20 protein-coding genes are annotated in these 19,443 nt (G+C 68.2%); 9 read left to right on the top strand and 11 right to left on the bottom strand.

The genetic code is table 11. The features are described 5' to 3' along the window. Together IM632_RS06475 and IM632_RS06470 are read right to left on the bottom strand one after the other, a co-directional pair. Positions 1–593, bottom strand: a 593-nt coding sequence (locus tag IM632_RS06475) for an FAD-binding protein (RefSeq protein ID WP_296552138.1), incomplete at its 3' end; no start/stop codon positions are given. Beyond that, a complete protein-coding gene (locus IM632_RS06470; protein WP_296479396.1) occupies positions 571–2,070 on the bottom strand; it encodes an FAD-linked oxidase C-terminal domain-containing protein in 1,500 nt (499 codons plus the stop codon). The genes IM632_RS06475 and IM632_RS06470, both read right to left, overlap by 23 nt. 85 nt (positions 2,071–2,155) lie before the next feature. On the opposite strand from IM632_RS06470, the gene IM632_RS06465 reads away from it, so the two are divergent. From IM632_RS06465 to IM632_RS06450, 4 genes are all read left to right on the top strand, one after another. After that, positions 2,156–2,926 carry an SDR family oxidoreductase gene (locus tag IM632_RS06465; protein WP_363278453.1) on the top strand — a complete coding sequence of 257 codons (771 nt, stop codon included), beginning with the start codon at positions 2,156–2,158 and terminating at the stop codon, positions 2,924–2,926. An 86-nt stretch (positions 2,927–3,012) separates the two neighbouring features. Further along, positions 3,013–3,588 carry a hypothetical protein gene (locus IM632_RS06460; protein WP_296479398.1) on the top strand — a complete coding sequence of 192 codons (576 nt, stop codon included), beginning with the start codon at positions 3,013–3,015 and terminating at the stop codon, positions 3,586–3,588. A 21-nt stretch (positions 3,589–3,609) separates the two neighbouring features. Next, the gene (locus IM632_RS06455; RefSeq protein WP_296479400.1) at positions 3,610–4,347 is read left to right on the top strand and encodes a dienelactone hydrolase family protein; all 738 of its coding nucleotides are present in this window, start codon (positions 3,610–3,612) and stop codon (positions 4,345–4,347) included. A gap of 9 nt (positions 4,348–4,356) precedes the next feature. Then, positions 4,357–5,100 (top strand): TetR/AcrR family transcriptional regulator, encoded by a 744-nt coding sequence (locus IM632_RS06450; protein WP_296479402.1) that lies wholly within the window; start codon positions 4,357–4,359, stop codon positions 5,098–5,100. Here IM632_RS06450 and IM632_RS06445 read toward each other — a convergent pair. From IM632_RS06445 to IM632_RS06420, 6 genes are all read right to left on the bottom strand, one after another. Further along, positions 5,097–6,533 (bottom strand): M17 family metallopeptidase, encoded by a 1,437-nt coding sequence (locus IM632_RS06445; protein WP_296479404.1) that lies wholly within the window; start codon positions 6,531–6,533, stop codon positions 5,097–5,099. The genes IM632_RS06450 and IM632_RS06445 overlap by 4 nt on opposite strands. 10 nt (positions 6,534–6,543) lie before the next feature. Continuing rightward, a complete protein-coding gene (locus IM632_RS06440; RefSeq protein WP_296479406.1) occupies positions 6,544–7,734 on the bottom strand; it encodes a mandelate racemase/muconate lactonizing enzyme family protein in 1,191 nt (396 codons plus the stop codon). Between the two features lie 16 nt (positions 7,735–7,750). Next, positions 7,751–8,830: a DUF2817 domain-containing protein gene (locus tag IM632_RS06435; RefSeq protein ID WP_296499229.1), complete on the bottom strand. Its 1,080-nt coding sequence runs from the start codon at positions 8,828–8,830 to the stop codon at positions 7,751–7,753. Beyond that, positions 8,827–10,071, bottom strand: coding sequence for a serine hydrolase domain-containing protein (locus tag IM632_RS06430; protein ID WP_296479409.1), 1,245 nt, complete (start codon positions 10,069–10,071; stop codon positions 8,827–8,829). The genes IM632_RS06435 and IM632_RS06430 overlap by 4 nt, the downstream gene beginning before the upstream one ends. Further along, positions 10,072–11,043: an alpha/beta fold hydrolase gene (locus tag IM632_RS06425; RefSeq protein WP_296479412.1), complete on the bottom strand. Its 972-nt coding sequence runs from the start codon at positions 11,041–11,043 to the stop codon at positions 10,072–10,074. Between the two features lie 125 nt (positions 11,044–11,168). Beyond that, positions 11,169–12,425 carry a cytochrome P450 gene (locus IM632_RS06420; protein WP_296479414.1) on the bottom strand — a complete coding sequence of 419 codons (1,257 nt, stop codon included), beginning with the start codon at positions 12,423–12,425 and terminating at the stop codon, positions 11,169–11,171. A 171-nt stretch (positions 12,426–12,596) separates the two neighbouring features. On the opposite strand from IM632_RS06420, the gene IM632_RS06415 reads away from it, so the two are divergent. Together IM632_RS06415 and IM632_RS06410 are read left to right on the top strand one after the other, a co-directional pair. Beyond that, entirely contained in the window at positions 12,597–13,745 is a 1,149-nt protein-coding gene (locus tag IM632_RS06415; protein WP_296479416.1) for an acyl-CoA dehydrogenase family protein, read from the top strand. Positions 13,746–13,747: 2 nt separating this feature from the next. Continuing rightward, complete coding sequence (locus IM632_RS06410; RefSeq protein WP_296479417.1) at positions 13,748–13,996, top strand: DUF3253 domain-containing protein; 249 nt, start codon at positions 13,748–13,750, stop codon at positions 13,994–13,996. A gap of 163 nt (positions 13,997–14,159) precedes the next feature. On the opposite strand, the gene IM632_RS06405 is transcribed toward IM632_RS06410, so the two are convergent. The 3 genes from IM632_RS06405 to IM632_RS06395 all read right to left on the bottom strand — a co-directional run bounded on the left by IM632_RS06405 (position 14,160) and on the right by IM632_RS06395 (position 17,442). Next, positions 14,160–15,431, bottom strand: coding sequence for an MFS transporter (locus IM632_RS06405; protein WP_296479419.1), 1,272 nt, complete (start codon positions 15,429–15,431; stop codon positions 14,160–14,162). Positions 15,432–15,631: 200 nt separating this feature from the next. Further along, the gene (locus IM632_RS06400) at positions 15,632–16,831 is read right to left on the bottom strand and encodes a VWA domain-containing protein (protein ID WP_296479422.1); all 1,200 of its coding nucleotides are present in this window, start codon (positions 16,829–16,831) and stop codon (positions 15,632–15,634) included. An 83-nt stretch (positions 16,832–16,914) separates the two neighbouring features. Beyond that, positions 16,915–17,442, bottom strand: coding sequence for a GNAT family N-acetyltransferase (locus tag IM632_RS06395; RefSeq protein WP_296479424.1), 528 nt, complete (start codon positions 17,440–17,442; stop codon positions 16,915–16,917). Positions 17,443–17,553: 111 nt separating this feature from the next. Between IM632_RS06395 and IM632_RS06390 the strand changes: the two genes are divergently transcribed. The 3 genes from IM632_RS06390 to IM632_RS06380 form a co-directional block, all read left to right on the top strand. After that, on the top strand, positions 17,554–17,796 hold the full coding sequence (locus IM632_RS06390) for an exodeoxyribonuclease VII small subunit (protein ID WP_296479426.1): 243 nt from the start codon (positions 17,554–17,556) through the stop codon (positions 17,794–17,796). Beyond that, a complete protein-coding gene (locus tag IM632_RS06385; RefSeq protein ID WP_296479428.1) occupies positions 17,793–18,677 on the top strand; it encodes a farnesyl diphosphate synthase in 885 nt (294 codons plus the stop codon). The genes IM632_RS06390 and IM632_RS06385 overlap by 4 nt, the downstream gene beginning before the upstream one ends. Positions 18,678–18,697: 20 nt before the next feature. After that, positions 18,698–19,443: 1-deoxy-D-xylulose-5-phosphate synthase N-terminal domain-containing protein (locus tag IM632_RS06380; RefSeq protein ID WP_296552137.1), on the top strand; the 746-nt coding region annotated here is incomplete at its 3' end.

The raw sequence follows: 19,443 nt of genomic DNA, 5'->3' as shown, positions 1-19,443 counted from the left end.
GCCACCCGCTCCAGGGCCTCCGAGGAGGGCAGGTCCAGAACCCGGGCGGCCTCCACCGCCGGGCGCGGCACGACCCTCAGGGAAACGTCCAGCAGGACGCCGAGGGTTCCGTGGGCGCCGGCCATGAGGCGGAAGGCGTCGAATCCCGCCACATTCTTGAAGACCGTGCCGCCGAACCGCAGGACCTCGCCGCGGCCGTCCAGGATCCGGGCGCCCAGGACAAAGTCGCGGACTCCGCCGGTGAAGGGCCGCCGGGGGCCCGAGAGCCCCGTCGCCACCGCCCCGCCGAGGGTTCCGCCCGGGCCCAGCCGTGGCGGCTCGAAGGCCAGCATCTGGCCATTCTCCGCAAGCAGGGCCTCGACCTCCGAAAGAGGCGTGCCCGCCCGTGCGGTCAGGACGAGCTCGGCGGGATCGTAGTCGACCACCCCCCGGTGTCCCGTCATCTCCAGCGGAGTCCCGGAGACAGTCCGGCCCATCCCGGCGCGGGTGCCAGCACCGCGGATCTCCAGGGGACGCCGGTCCGCCGCCGCACCCCGCACCGCCTCGGTCAGGGCCGCCGTCTGGTCGGCGTCAGAACCGTTCGAGGTGGGCAAAGGGAAGGGCTCCATTGTGGACGTGCATCCCGCCGTACTCGGCGCAGCGGGCGAGGGTCGGGATGGCCTTGCCCGGATTGAGCAGGCCCAGGGGGTCGAAGGCGGCCTTCAGCGCATGGAAGGCCTGCACCTCGGCCTCGCTGAACTGGACGCACATCTGGTTGATCTTCTCCCGGCCGACCCCGTGCTCCCCGGTGATGGAGCCGCCCACCGAGACGCAGAGTTCAAGGATGGCGCCGCCCAGGGCCTCGGCCTTCTCCAGGTCGCCCTCGAGGTTGGCGTCGTAGAGGATCAGGGGGTGAAGGTTGCCGTCGCCGGCGTGGAAGACATTGGCCACGCCAAGACCGTGGGCTTCCGCCAGCCGGCCCATCTCGGCCAGGACATGGGGCAGGGACTTCCGCGGGATGGTGCCGTCGATGCAGTAGTAGTCGGGGGCGAGGCGTCCCATGGCCGGAAAGGCGCCCTTGCGGCCCGCCCAGAAGCGCCGGCGCTCGGCCTCGTCCCGGGCGATGCGCACCTCGGTGGCGCCGGAGTCCCGCAGGAGGCCTGAGACCCGCTCAATCTCCTCGGCGACATCCTCGGCCTGGCCGTCGATTTCGCAGAGCAGGATGGCCGCGGCGTCGCGGGGGTAGCCGGCCTTCGCAAAGTCCTCTGCCGCCCGAAGGGCCGGGCCGTCCATCATCTCCAGGCCCGCCGGCACCACCCCCGCCGCCATGATGGCCGCCACCGCCCCGGCGGCCCGCCCGACGTCGTCGAAGGCCGCGAGGATCAGCCGGGTGGTCTCGGGCAGGGGCTGGAGGCGCAGGAGCACTTCGGTGACCACCCCCAGGAGCCCCTCCGACCCGGTGAAGAGGGCCAGGAGGTCATAGCCTGCGGAGTCGCTCGCCGGGCCGCCCAGGGTCAGAATCTCTCCGTCCAGGGTCACCACCTGTGCGGAGAGGATGTTGTGCACCGTCAGGCCGTACTTCAGGCAGTGCACGCCGCCCGCATTCTCCGCGACATTGCCGCCGATGGAGCAGGCCAGCTGGGATGAAGGGTCCGGGGCGTAGAACAGGCCATGGGGCGCTGCGGCCTCCGAGACCGCCAGGTTGCGAACCCCCGGCTGCACGCGAGCGGTCATGGCGACCGGGTCGATCCCGAGGATGCGGGAGAACTTGGACAGGACCAGCAGGACGCCGCCCGGAAAGGGCAGGGCGCCACCGGACAGGCCCGTCCCCGCCCCCCTTGCGACCACGGGGACGCCGAGGTCCCGGCAGGCCCTGAGGATCGCGGCCACCTGCTCCACGGTTTCCGGCAGGGCGACGACGGCGGGCAGGGCGCGATAGGCGGGCAGGCCATCGGTCTCGTAGGCACGGATCGACTCCAGTCGGGTCAGCAATCCGCCGGCCGGGAGAAGGGGTTCAAGCCGGGCCCGCAGGACGGCCGGGTCCACGGCGGGAAAATCGGCGTCAAGTCGCGGATCAAACTGGTCGAGCATCTCGGCTTTCCGGGGCGGCCGGTTTACATAGCGCCTGAACCGGGTCGCGCCACAAGGAATGCGCGCCCCTCTGAGGGAGAGCGGCATGGATCTGGGACTGAAGGGCAAGACGGCCATCGTGACGGGCGCCACACGTGGCATCGGGCGGGCGATCGCCGATCTCTTCGCAGAGGAGGGCGTGAACGTCGCCATCTGCGCGCGCAAGCCGGACGAGGTCGCCGCCGTGGTCAAGGACCTTCAGGCCCGCGGGGTCAAGGCGTTCGGGCAGGCGGTGGACATCGCCGACGGCGCCGCGCTCCAGAGTTTCGTGAAGGCGTCCGCCGAGGCCCTCGGGGGCGTCGACATCCTGGTCTCCAATGCCAGCGCCCTGGTTCAGGGCGCCCGGCCCGAGGACTGGACGGCTATGTTGGAGGTGGACATCCTGGGGGCGGTGAACGCCCTGGAGGCCGCGCGTCCCTTCCTGGAGACCTCGGCCCAGAGGACCGGCGACGCGGCCGTTGTGCTGATTTCCTCCGTCTCCGCCGCCGAGGCTGCATCCCCGTCGGCCTACGGCGCCATGAAGGCGGCTCAGATCCATTTCGCGAAGGGTGTGGCCCGGGAGGGCGCACCCAAGGGTCTGCGCTGCAACGTGGTGTCGCCTGGGACGGTCTTTTTCGAAGGCGGCGTCTGGGCCAACGTCAAGGCGGCCATGCCGGCCTTCTTCGAGAGGACGCTCAAGCGTAACCCGACCGGTCGCATGGCGACGCCGGAAGAGATTGCAGCCGCGACAGTCTTTCTGTGCAGCCCGCGATCGGCGTTCACGACCGGAATCAACCTAGTGGTCGACGGCGGAATTTCCCAGAGAGCGAACTTCTAAGGTTTCCCGGGCTTTTCGCTTGTGTCTCCTGCGACTTGCTCGCAGGTTTTCACCGACGATTCCGCAGGCGAGGCCCGGAGGACGGAGTGTTTGACTATCTGGAGGTCAGCGTCGGGCGGGAAGGTGATGCGGTCACGCAGACGGCCGCCCGGCTCCGGGCGACCCCGACACCGCCTCTCGCGGTGTTTGCGCCTTCGCTGGGCTTTCCCTCGAACGTCGTGCTCGCCCTCTTTCCGCTTCTGGAGGGTGACGCCGCCCTCGCCGCCACCCGCGTCGAAGGCTCCATCTCCACGCTCCGGACCCGGCTCACGCCGACGGCCCGGCCCGCGGAAGGCGCCCTGCCGCCGCCAGGCGGGGTCTATGTCCACAACTGGTTCAACATTGACGCCGGTACCGTCAATGAGTTCGTTTCCCTGTCGGTGGAGGCCTGGCCCGACTTCGAGGCCCGCTTCCAGGCGCGCATCTTCGGCCTCTTCCTGGCGGAGGAGACAGAGATCGACCGCAGCCAGGGCGCCCGGCGGTTGCTCCTGATGACCCGCTACAAGGACCTGGGCGAGTGGCAGGCCAGCCGGGATCCGACCTCCGAGGCGATGAAGATCTTCGCCCGCCGTCGGGATCTGACCCGGGTGTCCCTCGCGCGGTCCTGCCTCCTGATACCCTGACGCCTCGCCATGGAGCCCTGAATGATCGAGCGGCAGACCGACATCGTTACCCGGGACGGGGCGACCACCACCTTCATCGTCCATCCGGAGCGCGGCGGCCCGCACCCGGTCATCCTGTTCTTCATGGATGCGCCGGCCATCCGGGAGGAACTCCGGGACATGGCCCGCAGGCTGGCGTCCTGCGGCTACTACGTGCTGCTGCCGAACCTGTACTACCGATCCGGCGTCATGGAGATCGGTCCGATCCCGCCGGATCCTGACCATCCGGCCCGAAAGCAGATGTTCCAGTTCATGGACAGTCTGAACATCGACCTTGTCATGTCCGACGCCGAGGGGCTCCTGGCCTTCGCCGGGGCGGATCCGGCCGCCGATGTCAGCCGGGTTGGCGCCGTGGGCTACTGCATGAGCGGTCGCTACGCGATCAGCCTCGCCGCCCGGTATCCCGAACGCGTCTTCGCCGCCGCCTCGGTCTATGGCACCCACCTAGTCACCGAGGCGGAGGACAGCCCGCACCGCACGTCCCGCCTGGCCCGGGCCGAGCTGTATTTCGCCTGCGCCGAGGAAGATGTCTGGGCGCCGCCTGAGACGATCGCCGCGCTCTCTGACGCACTGAAGGCCGATCGGGTGGACGCCGAGGTTGAGGTCTATCCGGGCACGAAGCACGGCTTCGCCTTCCCGCAGCGCCCGGTCTACGACAGGACCGCCGCCGAGCGTCATTGGGAGCGTCTCAACAGTCTCTTCCGTCGCAAACTGGGGTAGGATCCGGGGATGATCCCGGAGAGCCAGGCCCAGTCTCCCGCGCAAGCCCCGGACGTCGCCTGCTTTTCGGAGCACCTGGCGGCGATGGCGGCGGGCGTGCGCAAGACGCGAAGCGGAGAGCGGTCGCGGCTACGGCTCCTGGCGGCGGCCGCCCGGTTGCTTGACCGGGTCCATCACCGCGACCTTCTGGTCGAGCAGATCTGCCAGGAAGCAGGTGTAGCCAAGGGCACTTTCTATATTTATTTCAAGAGTAAGGACGAATTTCTTCTGGATTTGGCGGCGCGATATGTCGCCTTCGAAATCCAGGCGCACCCGCGGCTTTCGTCGAAGAACAGCGACTTCACCAACATGCGGCTGTGGGTGACCTGGTACGAGCGCACCTTCGCCGCCAATGTCGGGATCTTGAAGTGCCTGGTCCAGATGGGAGCCCAGGATCCCGGCATGCGAGACCTCTGGCACCAGCGGAACGCCCGTATCGTCGACCGTTCCCTCTCCGGCTGGATGAAGACGCGTCCGGACTCCGATCCAGCGCTGGAGCGGATGGTGATCCGGACAGCCGGCACCATGATGGACCAGAGCCTGTTCGAGCGGTACGGGGTCCAGACCGGGCAGGGGGTCGAGGTCCCCGGGGATCCTGAGCGCATCATCGACCTGCACGCCCTCCTCATGTTCCGGGCGCTCTACGGGCACGATCCCGACCCTGGCGACCTGCCCTCGGACAGCCCTTTCCGGCGTCTGCTGCGGGCCGGCTAGAACGGGGCGTCGGCCTCGACCAGGTCCAGCAGGAGGCGCACACCCCAGCCGGTCGCGCCGGCGGGATGCTCATGCCGGCTGGATTCGAGAATGGCCGGGCTGGCCATGTCGACGTGGGCCCAGGGGATCGATGGCGGCACGAACTCGCGGAGGAGGGCGGCGGCGACCTGGCTGAACCCCTGCAGTTCCGCATTGTTCCGGTAGTCGGCGATGTCCGACCGGATCTGCCCGCGCAGGTCGTCCGGCAGGGGGAAGGGCCAGAGGACCTCCGAGGTCCTTCGCCCCGCCGCCAGGACGGCGTCGATCAGGCCGGTGTGATTGCCCATCAGGGCGGCGGTTCCCCGGCCCACCGCGATCGCTACGGTCCCGGTCAGGGTGGCGACATCGACGATCAGGTCCGGCGACTGCTCTGCGGCGTAGGCGAGGGCGTCCGCCAGGACCAGGCGGCCCTCATTGTCCGTGTCCAGGACTTCGATGGTCTTGCCGCCACGGATCTTCAGGACATCCCCCGGGCGCATCGCGTCCGGGCCGCTCATGTTGTCGGTCAGCGGAATGAAGCCCCGCACCCTCTGCCGGACTCCGCTGTCGCGGAAGGTCGCGAAGGCGCCGATCACGGCGGCGGCGCCCGCCATGTCCTTCTTCATCCGGGTCATGTCCCGCGTGTTCTTGGTGTTCAGCCCGCCGCTGTCGAAGGTCACGCCCTTGCCGACCAGCGCCAGGGTCCGGGTTGCTCCGGCGGGGGCGTAGTCCAGGATCAGGAACCGGGGCTCGGCGACCGAGCCGCGGTTCACGCCCAGGAGACCCCCGAAGCCTTCCGCCCTGAGGCGATCAGGGCCCCAGGCCTCTACGCTGAAGCCCGTCTCCGAACCCAGGCTCGCGGCCAGGTCGGCGATCGCTGTGGCCGTCGCGACGCTGCCGGGCTCATTGACCAGGTCGCGGGCGGCGCAGACGCCGCGGGCCACGGTTCGCGCCCGGGACAGGGCGCCCGAGACGGCGCCGGAGTCGCCGCCACAGACGTGGACGACCGCCAGCTTCGGCGTCCGGGGCTGGCTGCGATAGCGGTCGAACCGGTAAGAGGCGAGCAAGAGGCCCTCGAAGAGACCCTGCAGGTCGACGCCGATAAAGGTCGTCAGGTCGAGGGCGACTTCGCTCACTCCGGCGCAGGCCGAGGCCATCGCCGCCCCGAGGCGGGTCGCTGCGGGTCTGTCGGCGGCGCCCGACGGTCCGAGGCTGGCCAGGAAGACAGGCGGGTCGGCCGGGACCAGGAGGACCTCGCCTTCCGATTTCGGCACGCCACGCAGCCTCAGCCAGGGAGAGTCCAAGGCTGCCGGAAGGTCGGCGGGGTACCTGAGGCCGATACAGGCGATCACTCCCGGGGGCGGCAGGGGCGCGGCCCGGACTTCAGGGCGCATTGGGGTCAGGGGTCCGATCATGGAGGTTCCCTCAGGGACGGTAGTCGCCGATATAGCGGGTCTGGCCCCGCCCGATGATGATGTCGCAGTAGTTCCCGTCCGGCAGGTGATAGGGATCGGCGACGCGCAGTTCCCGGATGAGGTCCTCATTGAGGCGGATGCCCAGGCCGGGTCGGTCCCCGAGGTCGATATGCCCGTCAGTGATCGACAGGGGCCCGGTCAGCTCCTCGATGAAGCGGTTGCCGGTCTGGTCCACCTCGCAGGTCACCCCGTTCGGCATGGCGGAGACGACGTGAGCGTTGGCGATCACGGCGACGGCGTCGCACCAGGTGTGCGGGGCGATCCGGATTCCGTGTTGGTGCGCCAGTCGCCCGATCCGCATCAGCTCGGTGATTCCGCCGGCCCGGCTGGCGTCGCACTGCAGGATATCCGCCGCCTTCTCCCGGATCAGTTCCCGGAAGCCGTGGTAGGCGAATTCGTTCTCGCCGAGAGCGAGAGGAACGCCCACGGCCTCCAGGTGGGGCTTCAAGGCGATGAAGTCGTCCAGCGAGTCCGGGCCGAAGGGCTCCTCGAACCAGAAGGCCCGAATCTCTCCGAGCACCTCGGTCGTGCGGATGGCGTCCTTCAGGGCGAAGCGGTGGGTGCCGTCGATCATCAGGTCATTCGCCTCGCCGATGGCGGCGCGGGCGGCCCGCATGGCCGCACAGTCATAGTCCCAGGACCAGCCGATCCGCATCTTCACCCGCCGGAAGCCGCGGGCGATGGCCCGGGAAGCGCCTTCTGCGACCGCCTCGGGCGACGAGTAGAGATTCCCCGAAGCGTAGGCGGGAACCCGGGATCCGGTTCCCCCCAGCAGCTTCCAGACGGGCTGGCCTGCGGCCTTGCCGCGCAGGTCCCAGAGCGCGGTGTCGATGCCGCTGATCGCGGCGACGGCCGCGCCCTTGCGCCCGTACCAGCGGGAGATGCCGTGCAGGCGATCATGGGTCCTTTCGCTGTCGTTGACATCGAACCCGATCACGAAGGGCGCCAGGTGGTCGACGCTGGCCTGGACCACGCCAGGATGGGCGTAAGCCGACCCGATGCCTTCTAGCCCATCGTCCGTGCGAAGGCGGATCAGGGTGGCGAAGCGGGCGTGCACCGGCCCGGCCGGCGTCTGGAACGTCCGCGCCATGTCATATTCGAAGCGCAGGTGGATGCACTCGACGTGGGTTACCTTGGTCACGTCCGGTCTCCGGTTGTCAGGGGGTCTCGATCCAGCGGCGGAAACCGCTGGTGATCTGCTTCCAGCGCGGGCCGCCATGCGACCAGACGGCCCGCATCCACTCTGGCGTCGCGGGATAGAAGACATCCCGGAAGCGGGCCATGTAGGGGGCGGCCTCCGGCGCATTCCGGTCGCCATAGTGGTGAAGCCAGCTCTCGAGGGCGAAGATGTACTGGTCCTTGGGGCCGAGCTGCAGGGTCCCACATTCCAGCGTCAGCGAGATGACTTCGGTTCCGGGTGAGAGGTCGCCAATCCATTCATAGAACTGCTTTCCCTCGCCCCAGGGCCAGAGGGGGCCGCACCAGGACTCCACGCGCCGGTGTGTCTCCGAGCCCACCGGCGATTCCTCCATGATGACCGTCTCTCCCCATGGGCCGACGGCGGTGTGAAGGTCAAAGACGACGACCCGCTCCGCGCCTGCGACGTGGGTCTTCACAACGTGCTCCATGACGTCTGCAGACCAGGCCCTCGGGCCGCCGTTGAAGGTGAACAGGGTGGGATGGGTGTCCTGGCCCGGCACGAGACCTGCGCCGATCTCCTCCGGCGTGAATCGGTCGGCAAGCAACCGAGCCCGGCTGCGAGCGGCCAGGAATTCGTCCAACGTCCTTATGGAGCGGTAGTCCATCACTTCGGCCAGGGCCGTGAACACCGGGTTTGGCGAACGCGGGCGGTGGAGGTGGTAGATGTGGCGCAGCAGTTCCTGGTTGTTCTCGTTTTCCTTGCGCCCCCAGGCGGCGCCCCAGGGGTTGATCTGGTGGACGAAGACGACCGCCATGTCGGGGCCGAGGTCCAGGAGGGCTTCGCGGTCTCTCAGGGCGCCGACCTGCAGAGCCGAGCCGGCGAAGCCCTCGATCCCGTGGATGCCGGAAATGCAGAGGAGCACGTTTCGAGCGTCTGCGGGCCCCAGGCGCGCGACCGCCGTCTGGAGCGGCTCTCCTGCCGGGCCTGTGAGGGGGTGGGTGAAGGTGACCACCGCAAGGTCCCGCGCCGCCTCCAGGAACCGGGCATGCGACTCCGGGACCGTCTGGCTGAAGAGGTCTGTGGCGTCGACGATCATCCGCCGGTGTCTTGATGCAGGGAATGAACCTCCTCGAGGAGGTCGAAGGCCCAGGCGCCCAGATCCCGCTGGTTGACCGTCCCGGCGACGGTGGCCCCAGTGCGCGGATCCCGCCAGAGGTGGGCGCCCCAGGCGCCGGCGTGTCCGATGAAGGCGGGGCCGCCGGGGGCGGCCGCCCACTGATGGAGGCCGAGGCCTATGGCCACGCGGGGAGGTGTCAGCCCCGCGGGCGTGATCCAGTCCGTCATGGCGGCCAGGGTCTGGGGTTGCGTGAAGAGTCGCCCCGCCAGCAGGGCGTCCAGGAAGGTCGTCATGTCGGCGACGGTCATGACCTGGCCGCCGCCGCCGAAGTCGAAGCTTAGGTTGGCCCCGTGGGCCAGCATTGGGACCCCGTTCAGCCAGACGTCGCATTCCAGGCCGGCCATGACGGCGGGTGGCGCCTCGCGCATGTGCATCCAGGACCCGGTCATGCCGAGGGGTTCGAAAATGCGCCGCCGCTGCAACTCGGCGTAGGGCAGGCGCGAGGCCCGCTCGGCGATCAGGGCGAGGAGGACGAACCCCTGGTCCGAGTAGTGGAAGCGCTCGCCGGGCAGGGCTGGGGGCGCCTCTCCCAGCTGGTGGATGTACCGGTTGAGCAGGCCGGCGTCGGGGTCCGAGGGCCGGGCGGGATCCCACATCGCCCAGATCCGGGAGGCCAGGTCCGGCGACAGAGGTGCGCCGTCCTGCCGGGCCTTGAGCGCCCGCCACAGGGCCGGGGCGAGGGCGCCGGGGGCGGGGCGCCCAAGCGCCTCCGCCGTCCCGGTGGCGTCATCGCCGAAGGCGTCGCCCAGTCCGGCGGTATGGGTCAGCAGGCGACGCAGGGTCAGTTCGCCGCCACGCGACCGACCGTCACGGACATGCAGCCGGTCCAGCAGATCGGCCTCCAGGAGACCGAGGTCTCCCAGCCGGCGATCCAGACCCCCTTCACCGAACCGGCCTTCCTCGGCCAGCTGGAGGATCAGGGTGGCGGTCATGAGCTTGCCGATACTCGCCACGTGGACGGCGTGGCCCGGGGTCATCGGCGCGCCATCCGGCGTCGCAACGCCCGCGACGGCGGTGTGCGACAGGTCCAGACCGGGTACGTCCAGCCGGATGACGGCGCCGGCGGCGGCGGCCCGCGTCCCGTCGACCAGCGAGGCGACCACCTGCTCGAGGGTCTCCGTGAGGCGTCTGCGGCGGTCCTGAGGATTTGCGGACGACATTCAGATCCGCCCCAGGGACTTGAGCCAGTCGAGAAAGGCGGTGGTCTCGAGGGCCATGGCGCGGCCCATGGCGGGTTCGGAAGGATAGTGCCCAGCGCCTGGAACGATCTGCAGCCGGACCCGGTCAGGCTCCAGGGCGCGGGCCATGTCGAAGGCCTGGACAGGCGTGGTGCAGCAGTCGTAGCGGCCGGTGGTCAAAGATACCGGAATGTCATGGAGCCGCCCGGCATCCTCGACCAGCTGGTTCTCCCGCAGCCAGAAGTCATTGTAGGCGTAGGTGGCGAAGATCCGCGAGTAGGCGAGCCCGCGGCCCGCCGCATTGGGCGCGGCGAAGGGGGGATCGAAATGCATGTAGGCTTCCTCGAAGAGATACTGCGCCTGCCCCGCGGCCTCCCGAACCGCAGGATCGGGATCGAAGATCCGCCGGTAGTAGGCGCCTCGCAGGTCATGTCGCTCCGCCTCGGGAATGAGTGCGGCGTAGGCATCCCAGACATCCGGGAACAGCTCGCGCACGCCGTCGTACCACCAGCGGATGTCCCTCTGGCGGCAAAGCCAGACCCCGGAGACCTTCACGCCGATCGTCCTTTCCGGATGGGCCTGGGCATAGGCGAGGGCAACCGTGGAGCCCCAGGACGGACCGCCGACGATCCACCGCTCTATCCCGAGGTGAGCCCGGAGCGCCTCCATGTCGGCGATCGTGTGCTGGAGGGTGTTGTTCGCAACCTCGCCGGTCGGGGTGGAGGCGCCGCAACCTCGCTGGTCGAACTGGATGATCCGGCAGCGCGCGCCGTCGATCAGGCCCCGGAGGAACCGATTGGCCCGGCCGCCGGGCCCGCCATGCGCCTCGATCCAGGGCACGCCGCCCGGGTTGCCGGACTCCTCCCAGTGGATGGCGTGCCCGTCGGTGACGGGAAGCAGGCCCTCGGCCCGGGTCGAAGTGACCGGGAAGTAGACGTCGTCAACTCGCCGCATGAAGCCTCCCTTGCCGCCGGGCTCCGGGCCAATATGACTAGCCGGTCATATTCTGTCCAGCGACGCATGTCCGCGGGAGACGGGGTCTTGGGGAGGCGCCGGGGTTAAGGTTCGCGCTCCGGCGCTCAGAGGCGGCGAGGGATCATCACCTGCATGGACTCATAGCCCTTCACGAAGGTCGAGAAGACCCGCTTGGGCTCGGAGACCACGACGATCTCGGGGAAGCGCTTCAGGATTTCTTCCCAGATCACCCGCAGCTGGAGCTCCGCCAGGCGGTTGCCGACGCAGCGGTGAATGCCGAAGCCGAAGGACAGGTGCTGGCGGGGCCGGGGGCGGTCGATGATATAGGCGTCGGGGTTCTCGATGACCTCGTCGTCCCGGTTGCCGGAGACGTACCACATGACGACCTTGTCGCCCTTGCGGATCTGCTTGCCGCCGAGCTCATAGTCGGCCAGGGCGCGCCTGCGCATGTGGGCCAGGGGCGTCTGCCATCGGATGGTCTCGGAGACCATGGAGGGGATCAGTTCGGGATTGGCGCGCAGCTTGGCGTACTGGTCCGGGTTCTTGTTCAGGGCGTAGACCGACCCGGTGATGGTGTTCCGGGTGGTGTCGTTGCCGCCCACCGTCAGAAGGACGACATTCCCGAAGTACTCCCGCGGGCTCATGTCCCGGGTCGCCTCGCCGTGGGCCAGCATGGAGATCAGATCGCCGGTAGGCTCGGCGTTGACCCTCTGGTTCCAGAGTTCGGTGAAATAGGCGTGGTATTCCACGAAGATCTGCATCTTCTGCTCGGGCGTGTCGATAAGGCCGTGGCCGGGCGCCGCCGTCACCACGTCGGACCAGTAGGTGAGCTTGCGCCGGTCCGCCTGGTCCACGCCGAAGAGGGTGGCGAGGGTCATGGCGGTCAGTTCCATGGAGACCTTGTCGACCCAGTCGAAGGTCTCGCCGATCGGCAGGCTGTCGAGGATCGCACCGGCCCGCTCGCGGATCAGGGGTTCAAGCAGGGCGAGGTTGGTCGGGGAGACCGCCGGGGTGACCGTCTTGCGCTGGATGTCATGCTTGGGCGGATCCATGGCGATGAACATGGGCAGGGGGCCCTCTCCGCCGATCTGCTCGAAGATCGTGATGCCGCCCTCGGAGGAGAACACCTGATGGTTGGTGTCCACCGCCATGATGTCGTTGTACTTGGTCACCGACCAGTAGGGCCCGTGGTCGCTTTCCGGCGTGAAGTGGACCGGGCTCTCCTTCCGGAGGCGCTCGAAGTAGGGCCACATCACATCGTTCTGGAAGAGGTCGGGCTGGGCCGGGCTGAAGGTCGTCAGGTCGACCGCCTGGGCCAGGGCGCGGTGCTCGGCCGCGAGATCGAGGTTGCCGTCGCTCATCTTCAGTCTCTCCCGCATCGCAGCGCCCGCCGGGACCCGGGGCGCAAATTCATGACGCTGGCGTCAACTTAGTATGTCGCCGCCGGATTTCCAACGCCCGTGCCCCCTCTTCCGTGCTGGCCCGGAGCCGCCTCCCGCTCTAGAACGGAAACCTTCTGATGGGAGACCGCCATGGCCCTTGACGCCGAAACCCGCGACCAGCTCGTCGAGACCGTCCGCCGCTTTGTGACAGAGCGGCTCCGGCCCCTGGAGGCTCAGGTGTCCGAGGACGACGCCATTCCGGATGAGGTGATCGAGGAGATGAAGGCCCTGGGCCTCTTCGGCCTCTCCATCCCGGCCGAGTACGGCGGCCTTGACCTCGGCATGGAGGAGGAGGTCCTGGTCGCCCTGGAGCTGGGCCGGACCAGCCCGGCCTTCCGGTCGGCCTTCGGCACCAATGTCGGCATCGGCGCCCAGGGCCTCGTCATGTTCGGCAACGCCGCCCAGAAGGCGATGTACCTGCCCGGCATCGCCTCCGGCGAGATCATCACCTCCTTCGCCCTCACCGAACCCGAGGCCGGATCGGACTCCGCCGCCGTCCAGACCCGGGCGGTGCGTGACGGCGACCACTACGTGCTCAACGGCGCCAAGCGCTACATCACCAACGCCAACAAGGCCGACCTGTTCACCGTGATGGCGCGGACCGATCCCTCCAAGCCCGGCGGCGGCGGGGTCTCGGCCTTCCTGGTGGAGCGTAATCTCCCGGGACTGTCGGTGGGCAAGCCCGAGAAGAAGATGGGCCAGCAGGGCGCCCACATCTGCGACGTCATCTTCGACAATGTCCGGGTGCCGGTGGAGAACCGGCTGGGCGGCGAGGGCGAGGGCTTCAAGGTGGCCATGCAGGTCCTGGATCGCGGCCGCCTGCACATCTCGGCGGTCTGCATCGGCGTGGCCGAGCGGCTGATCGCGGACTGCGTCGCCTATGCCTCCGAGCGCAAGCAGTTCGGCCAGGCCATCTCCCAGTTCCAGCTGGTCCAGGGGATGATCGCCGACTGCAAGACCGAGTCCCTCGCGGCCAAGGCCCTGACCCTGGAAACCGCCCGCAAGCGCGACGCCGGCGAGAGCGTGACCATGGAGGCGGCGGCGGCCAAGTACTTCGCCTCGGAGATGGTCGGTCGCGTGGCGGACCGGGCGGTGCAGATCTTCGGCGGCGCCGGTTACATCGCCGACTACGGGATCGAGCGCTTCTATCGGGATGTCCGTATCTTCCGGATCTACGAGGGCACCAGCCAGATTCAGCAGGTCATCATCTCGCGTGAGACCCTGAAGCGGGGCGGCTGATCATGGCCGTGGACATGGAGGCGGTGATCCTCGAGGTCGTCTCGGCCTTGCCGCCCGGCAAATCGGCCTCCTCGGAGGAGGTGGCCCGCGCGGCCGATCCGGAGAACTGGCGACGGCTGACCGGCCATGTCCGGGGCGCGGCCAAGGGCCTGGCCCGGCAGGGACGGGTCGTGATCCTGCGGCACGGCAAGCCGGCCGATCCCGAGACCTTCAAGGGCGTCTACCGCCTCAGGCTGCCCGACGCTGGGTAAATGGGGGGGGAGTCCGTAGACCCCCTCCGTCCCGCTTCGCGGTCCACCTCCCCCTCAAGAGGTGGAGGAATTACGGAGCCAATTGCTCCCCCAGGGGGAGCTCAGCGCGAAGCGCAGTGAGGGGGGCGGCGGCCTCTCAGCAGGCGCCTTCCGTCCCTTCCTCTCAGACCTCGGACAGTTTCCGGTTGCGGGGTTCCTTCACCATGAGGACCAGGCAGACGAGGCCGAGGACAAGGAAGCCGATCGAAATGCCGAAGACCGCCGGATAGCCGAGGGCGTCGGCGACCAGGCCGCCCACGATCGGGCTGATCGAGGCCGTGATCCCCTCGGCCGATGAGGAAATGGCGATTCTCATGGGCATTTCCTCCCGCGTTCCGAACTCCAGGATCATGGTCTGGGCCGCCATCATGTAGCCGGACTGTGCGGCGCCGAGACCGAAGAAGGCGATGAACATGGCGACGGGCGAGTGCAGTCCCAGGAGGATCAGGGTCGCCAGGATCCAGATCGCAAGCGAAATCAGGAGCACCAGGCGGAATCCGGTTCGGTCTCCGAGATAGCCCCACAGGAGGTTCGAAAGCGTGTCCGCGCCCAGATATGCGAGGGCGAGCAGTCCCAGCATCGCGCCTGTCAGGCCGATCGAAGAGGTCGCATAGATGGCGTAGAAGGGAACCGCCATGCGACTTGCCGTCGCCAGCATCTGGACCAGCAGGAAGGGGGCGTAACCGGGGTCGGAGCGGATCAGGGCCGGGAAATCCCGGATACGGTCCCGAAACCGCGCCTTGGCCGGCAGGCTCGGGGGTTCAGGCTCCCTGAGCAGCACCTGGAGGGCCCAGAGACCCAGGGTGGTGAGCACGGCGGCCAGCATGAAGGTCACCGAGTACCCATGACCGAAGAGATCGGGTTCGATGATGTACCGGCCGGCGGCCCAGGCGAGCACGGCGGCGATCAGGCCGCCGGTGGCGTTGCGCCAGGCCTGGAGCCTCCCGCGCCGGCTAAGCGGGATGACCTTGGCCATCAGCATGCCAAACACCACCCTCTGGGCGCCCATGAAGACCCCGAAGAGGAAGAGCAGGGCCAGCATGGCGTAGACCAGGGACTGTCCCTGCAGGAACCAGCCCGCCGCCGCCATGCCGACGATCTGCAGCCGGCCGAGTCCGCCCATCCACAAGGCGGCGGGCATGACCTTCTTGCGGTGTTCTATGGCCGTGGCGCCGAAGATCGGCGAGATGATGCCGCCCACCTGCTGCAGGGCCTGGGCGATCCCGACGATGGTGTTCGAGCCCGAGATCAGGTGAATGTAGACCGGCATGAAGGTGGGGGCGTTGATCAGGCGGAAGCCCGTCATCCCCAACATGCCGTGGAGGTAGTTGCCGATGTAGTTGCGCTTCAGGTTGTCCCAGATGAAGGCCTCGTACTCGGCTTCCCGGGCGTCCATGTCCGCGGATGGGCCATCCGTCTGGACACCTTGGTTCCGGGCGGCGTCGGCCGAAGCCGGGGCAGACTCGTCCCTGGTCACTGTGAATTCGCCCGCTCCGGCGCAACCGGCGACGGACCCTCCCAAAATATGATTTCAAGTCCTAATGGGACCCGGTCTAGCAGAGTCCCCCGCCGCAGCAAGCCCGGCCCTGGACGCTTCTAGCGCGCCAGTTCCTTCATCGCCTTCTCAAGGCCCTCGAGAGTCAGGGGGAACATGCGGTCGCCGACCAGCTGGCGCATGACCTCGAGGGACGGCGTGTAATCCCAGTGGCGCTCGGCGGTGGGGTTGAGCCAGACGACGTCATCGAAGGTCTGGGTGACCCGGTCGATCCAGATGGCGCCCGGTTCTTCGTTCCAGTGTTCGACCGAGCCGCCCGGATAGGTGATTTCGTAGGGGCTCATGGTGGCGTCGCCGACGAAGATGACCTTGTAGTCCCGGCTGAACTTGTGGAGCACGTCCCAGGTCGGGATCTTCTCGGCGTGGCGACGCCGGTTGTCCTTCCACACGCTCTCGTAGAGGCAGTTGTGGAAGTAGTAGAACTCCATGTTCTTGAACTCGGTGCGCGCGGCGCTGAACAGCTCCTCGCAGACCTTGATGTGGCTGTCCATGGAGCCGCCGACGTCAAAGAAGATCAGGACGCTGATCTTGTTGCGGCGCTCAGGCCGTAGCTTGATGTCCAGATAGCCCTTTTCCGCGGTGCCGCGGATGGTGCCGTCCATGTCGAGTTCTTCGGCGGCGCCGTCGCGGGTCCACTTGCGCAGGCGGCGCAGGGCGACCTTGATGTTCCGGGTGCCGAGCTCGACGCTATCGTCCAGGTTCTTGTATTCGCGCTTGTCCCACACCTTCACGGCGCGGCCATGGCGGCCCTTGTCCTGACCGATGCGGATGCCCTCGGGGTGGTAGCCGTTGGCGCCGAAGGGGGAGTCGCCATTGGGGCCCTGGCCGCCCTTGCCCTTTCCCTTACCTTCGCCGTCCCCGTCGTCGCCGTTCTCGCGCTGCTGGCGCATCTGCTCGGCGAGGGCCTCCATCAGCTTCTCGAAACCGCCCATGGCCTCGATCTGAGCCTTTTCCTCGTCGGTCAGGAACTTGTCGGAGATCTTCTTGAGCCATTCGGCGGGGATGTCCGAGACGCCGAAGCCTTCGAGCTTCTCCAGGCCCTTGAACACGTGGCCGAAGACCTGGTCGAACCGGTCGAGGTTCTTCTCGTCCTTCACCAGGGCGGAACGGGCGAGGTAGTAGAAGTCATCGACATTGCGGTCGATCACGCCCTTGTCCATCGCCTCCATGAGCATGAGGTACTCCTTGAGGGTCACGGGGACCTTGGCCTCGCGGAGTTCGGTGAAGAAGCGCATGAACATGGTGGACGTCCCCTGGCGGGCCGGACGGATGTTGGGACGCTGAATGTGAGGCCGACGGGCCCGGCTGTCCAGCCCGGGACGTCTCAGAAGGCCGGGCGACGGCGCAGGATGAATTCACGATCCACCGTCTGACCGACCGGGAAGCCATACTCGCCGACCTTCTCGAAACCGCGCCTCGCGTAGAACCTCTGGGCGCCGAAGTTCTCCGACCAGACACCGATCCAGATGTCCGGAGGCGCCTGGGTGGCCATCCAGTCCAACACCGCGTCGAAGAGCTGTCCGCCTGCGCCGGCCCCCTGGGCCGGTCCCGCAAGGTAGATGCGCTTAAGCTCCAGCGCTCGGACGCCGACCTCAGGATGCGGCAGCCCGCAGGGTCCCGCCGTAGCGTATCCGATCGCGGTCCCAGCTGCGGTCTCCGCAATCCAACTGGCCTCGGAAGAGTTCTCCAGGCTCCGGTGTATGGCCTTCGGCTCGTAGGCTGACGCGAGGTAGGCCGCCAGATCTTCCGGAGGATAGAGGTGACCGAAGGTCTCGACGAAGGTCTCGCGACCGAGACGGGCAAGGAGGGCGGCGTCGCCCGCCCCGGCGCGGCGGAGGATCAACTGAGTCATCGACCGCCCATTACCTTCGCTCCGCCGCGGCCGGAAGACGCAACAGAGCCGGACCGCATTGCGGCCAGGGGGCGGGATGTCTAGGTTCCGGATCGCAGGACGGGGATTCCCATGGCGGACGCCACAGACATCGCAAAGCTTTCCTTCGAGCAGGCCCTGGCCGAACTCGAGCGCATTGTTGGACAACTCGAGACCGGCCAGGCTCCGCTCGAGGAGTCCATCGCCCTCTACGAGCGCGGCGCCCTGCTCAAGGCCCACTGCGAGACCCGCCTTGAACAGGCCCGTCTCAAGGTCGAGAAGATCGTCGTCGGTCCATCCGGAGAGGCGGCCGCTGAACCCGCCCGCTTCGAGTGAACTCCGACACCGCCCGCCGTCTGTCAGCCGTCGCCACTCGCATCGACAGCGCTCTTTCCGCCCTCCTGCCGCCCGTGGTGGGCCCCGAGGCGCGCCTCGCGGAGGCCATGCGCTATGCCGTGCTGGGCCCCGGCAAGCGCCTGCGGCCCTTCCTCGTCTACCAGGCGGGGGAGATCCTGGAGGTCGAGGCCGACCGGCTCGACCGCGCGGCGTGCGCCCTGGAATGCATCCACGCCTACAGCCTGGTGCACGACGACCTGCCCTGCATGGACGACGACGACCTGCGGCGCGGGCGGCCCACCGTGCACCGGGCTTTTGACGAGGCCACAGCCGTGCTCGCCGGCGACGCCTTGCAGGCCTTGGCCTTCGAGATCCTGGCGGCGCCCGAGACCCATCCCGATGGCCGGGTGCGTGCGGACCTCGTCAGCGCCCTGGCCCGCGCCTCCGGCGCCCGCGGGATGTGCGGCGGCCAGATGATCGACCTGTCCGGTGTGGGTGAAGACCTGGGCGCAGTGGCGAGGATGCAGCGGCTCAAGACCGGCGCGCTGATCTCGGCGACCTTTGAACTCCCCCTCGTCATGGCCCGCGCCGGTGACGCCGAACGGCACGCCCTCCTGGCCTTCGCCCACGACCTCGGGCTCGCCTACCAGATCGTGGACGATCTCCTGGACGTCGAGGGCGACACCGGCGTGGTCGGCAAGGCCACCGGCAAGGACGCAGCGCGTGGCAAGGTCAACTTCGTGACCCTCCTGGGGGTCGATGACGCCCGCGCCCGCCTTGATGTCATTGCCGATCAGGCTCGCACCCACCTCGATCCCCTTGGGGAAAGAGCCGTTGGACTCCGGGCCTGTCTGGATTTCGTGCTTGATCGGCGAAGCTGATTGCGAGCAAAGCAAGCGACATGCCCCCCCTGACCCCGCTCCTTGACACTGTGTCTTCGCCCGCCGACCTCCGCGGGCTGTCCGTCGCCCAGCTTCGCCAGTTGGCGGACGAGGTGCGCGCTGAGACGATCGACGCGGTGTCACAGACCGGCGGGCACCTTGGAGCCGGCCTCGGCGTCGTCGAACTCACCGTCGCCCTCCACCACGTGTACCAGACGCCCGTCGACATCCTGATCTGGGATGTCGGCCACCAGGCCTATCCCCACAAGATCCTCACCGGCCGGCGCGACCGCATCCGGACCCTGCGCCAGGGCGGCGGCCTCAGCGGCTTCACCAAGCGCGCGGAGAGTCCCTACGATCCCTTCGGCGCCGCGCACGCCGCGACCTCCATCTCCGCGGCGCTGGGTTTCTGCGCCGCCCGCGACGCAGGGGGCCGAGACAACAGCGTGGTGGCGGTGATCGGCGACGGCTCCATGAGCGCCGGCATGGCGTACGAGGCGATGAACAACGCCTCCGAGACCACTGGCCAACTGACGGTGATCCTCAACGATAATGACATGTCCATCGCTCCGCCGGTGGGCGGTATGAGCGCCTACATGGCGCGGCTGGTCTCGGGCGGCGGCTACCAGTCCTTGCGCAAGCTTGGAAAGTCGATGGCCAGCGCCCTGCCTCGGCCCCTCCAGGAGGCCGCCCGCAAGGCCGAGGAGTTTGCCCGCGGGATGGTGACCGGCGGCACCTTCTTCGAGGAGCTTGGCTTCTACTATGT

Source organism: Phenylobacterium sp. (genome assembly GCF_020402505.1).
GTDB lineage: Bacteria > Pseudomonadota > Alphaproteobacteria > Caulobacterales > Caulobacteraceae > Phenylobacterium.
The sequence above is the reverse complement of the archived record's forward strand: the minus strand, read 5'-3'. Positions and strand labels throughout refer to the sequence as shown.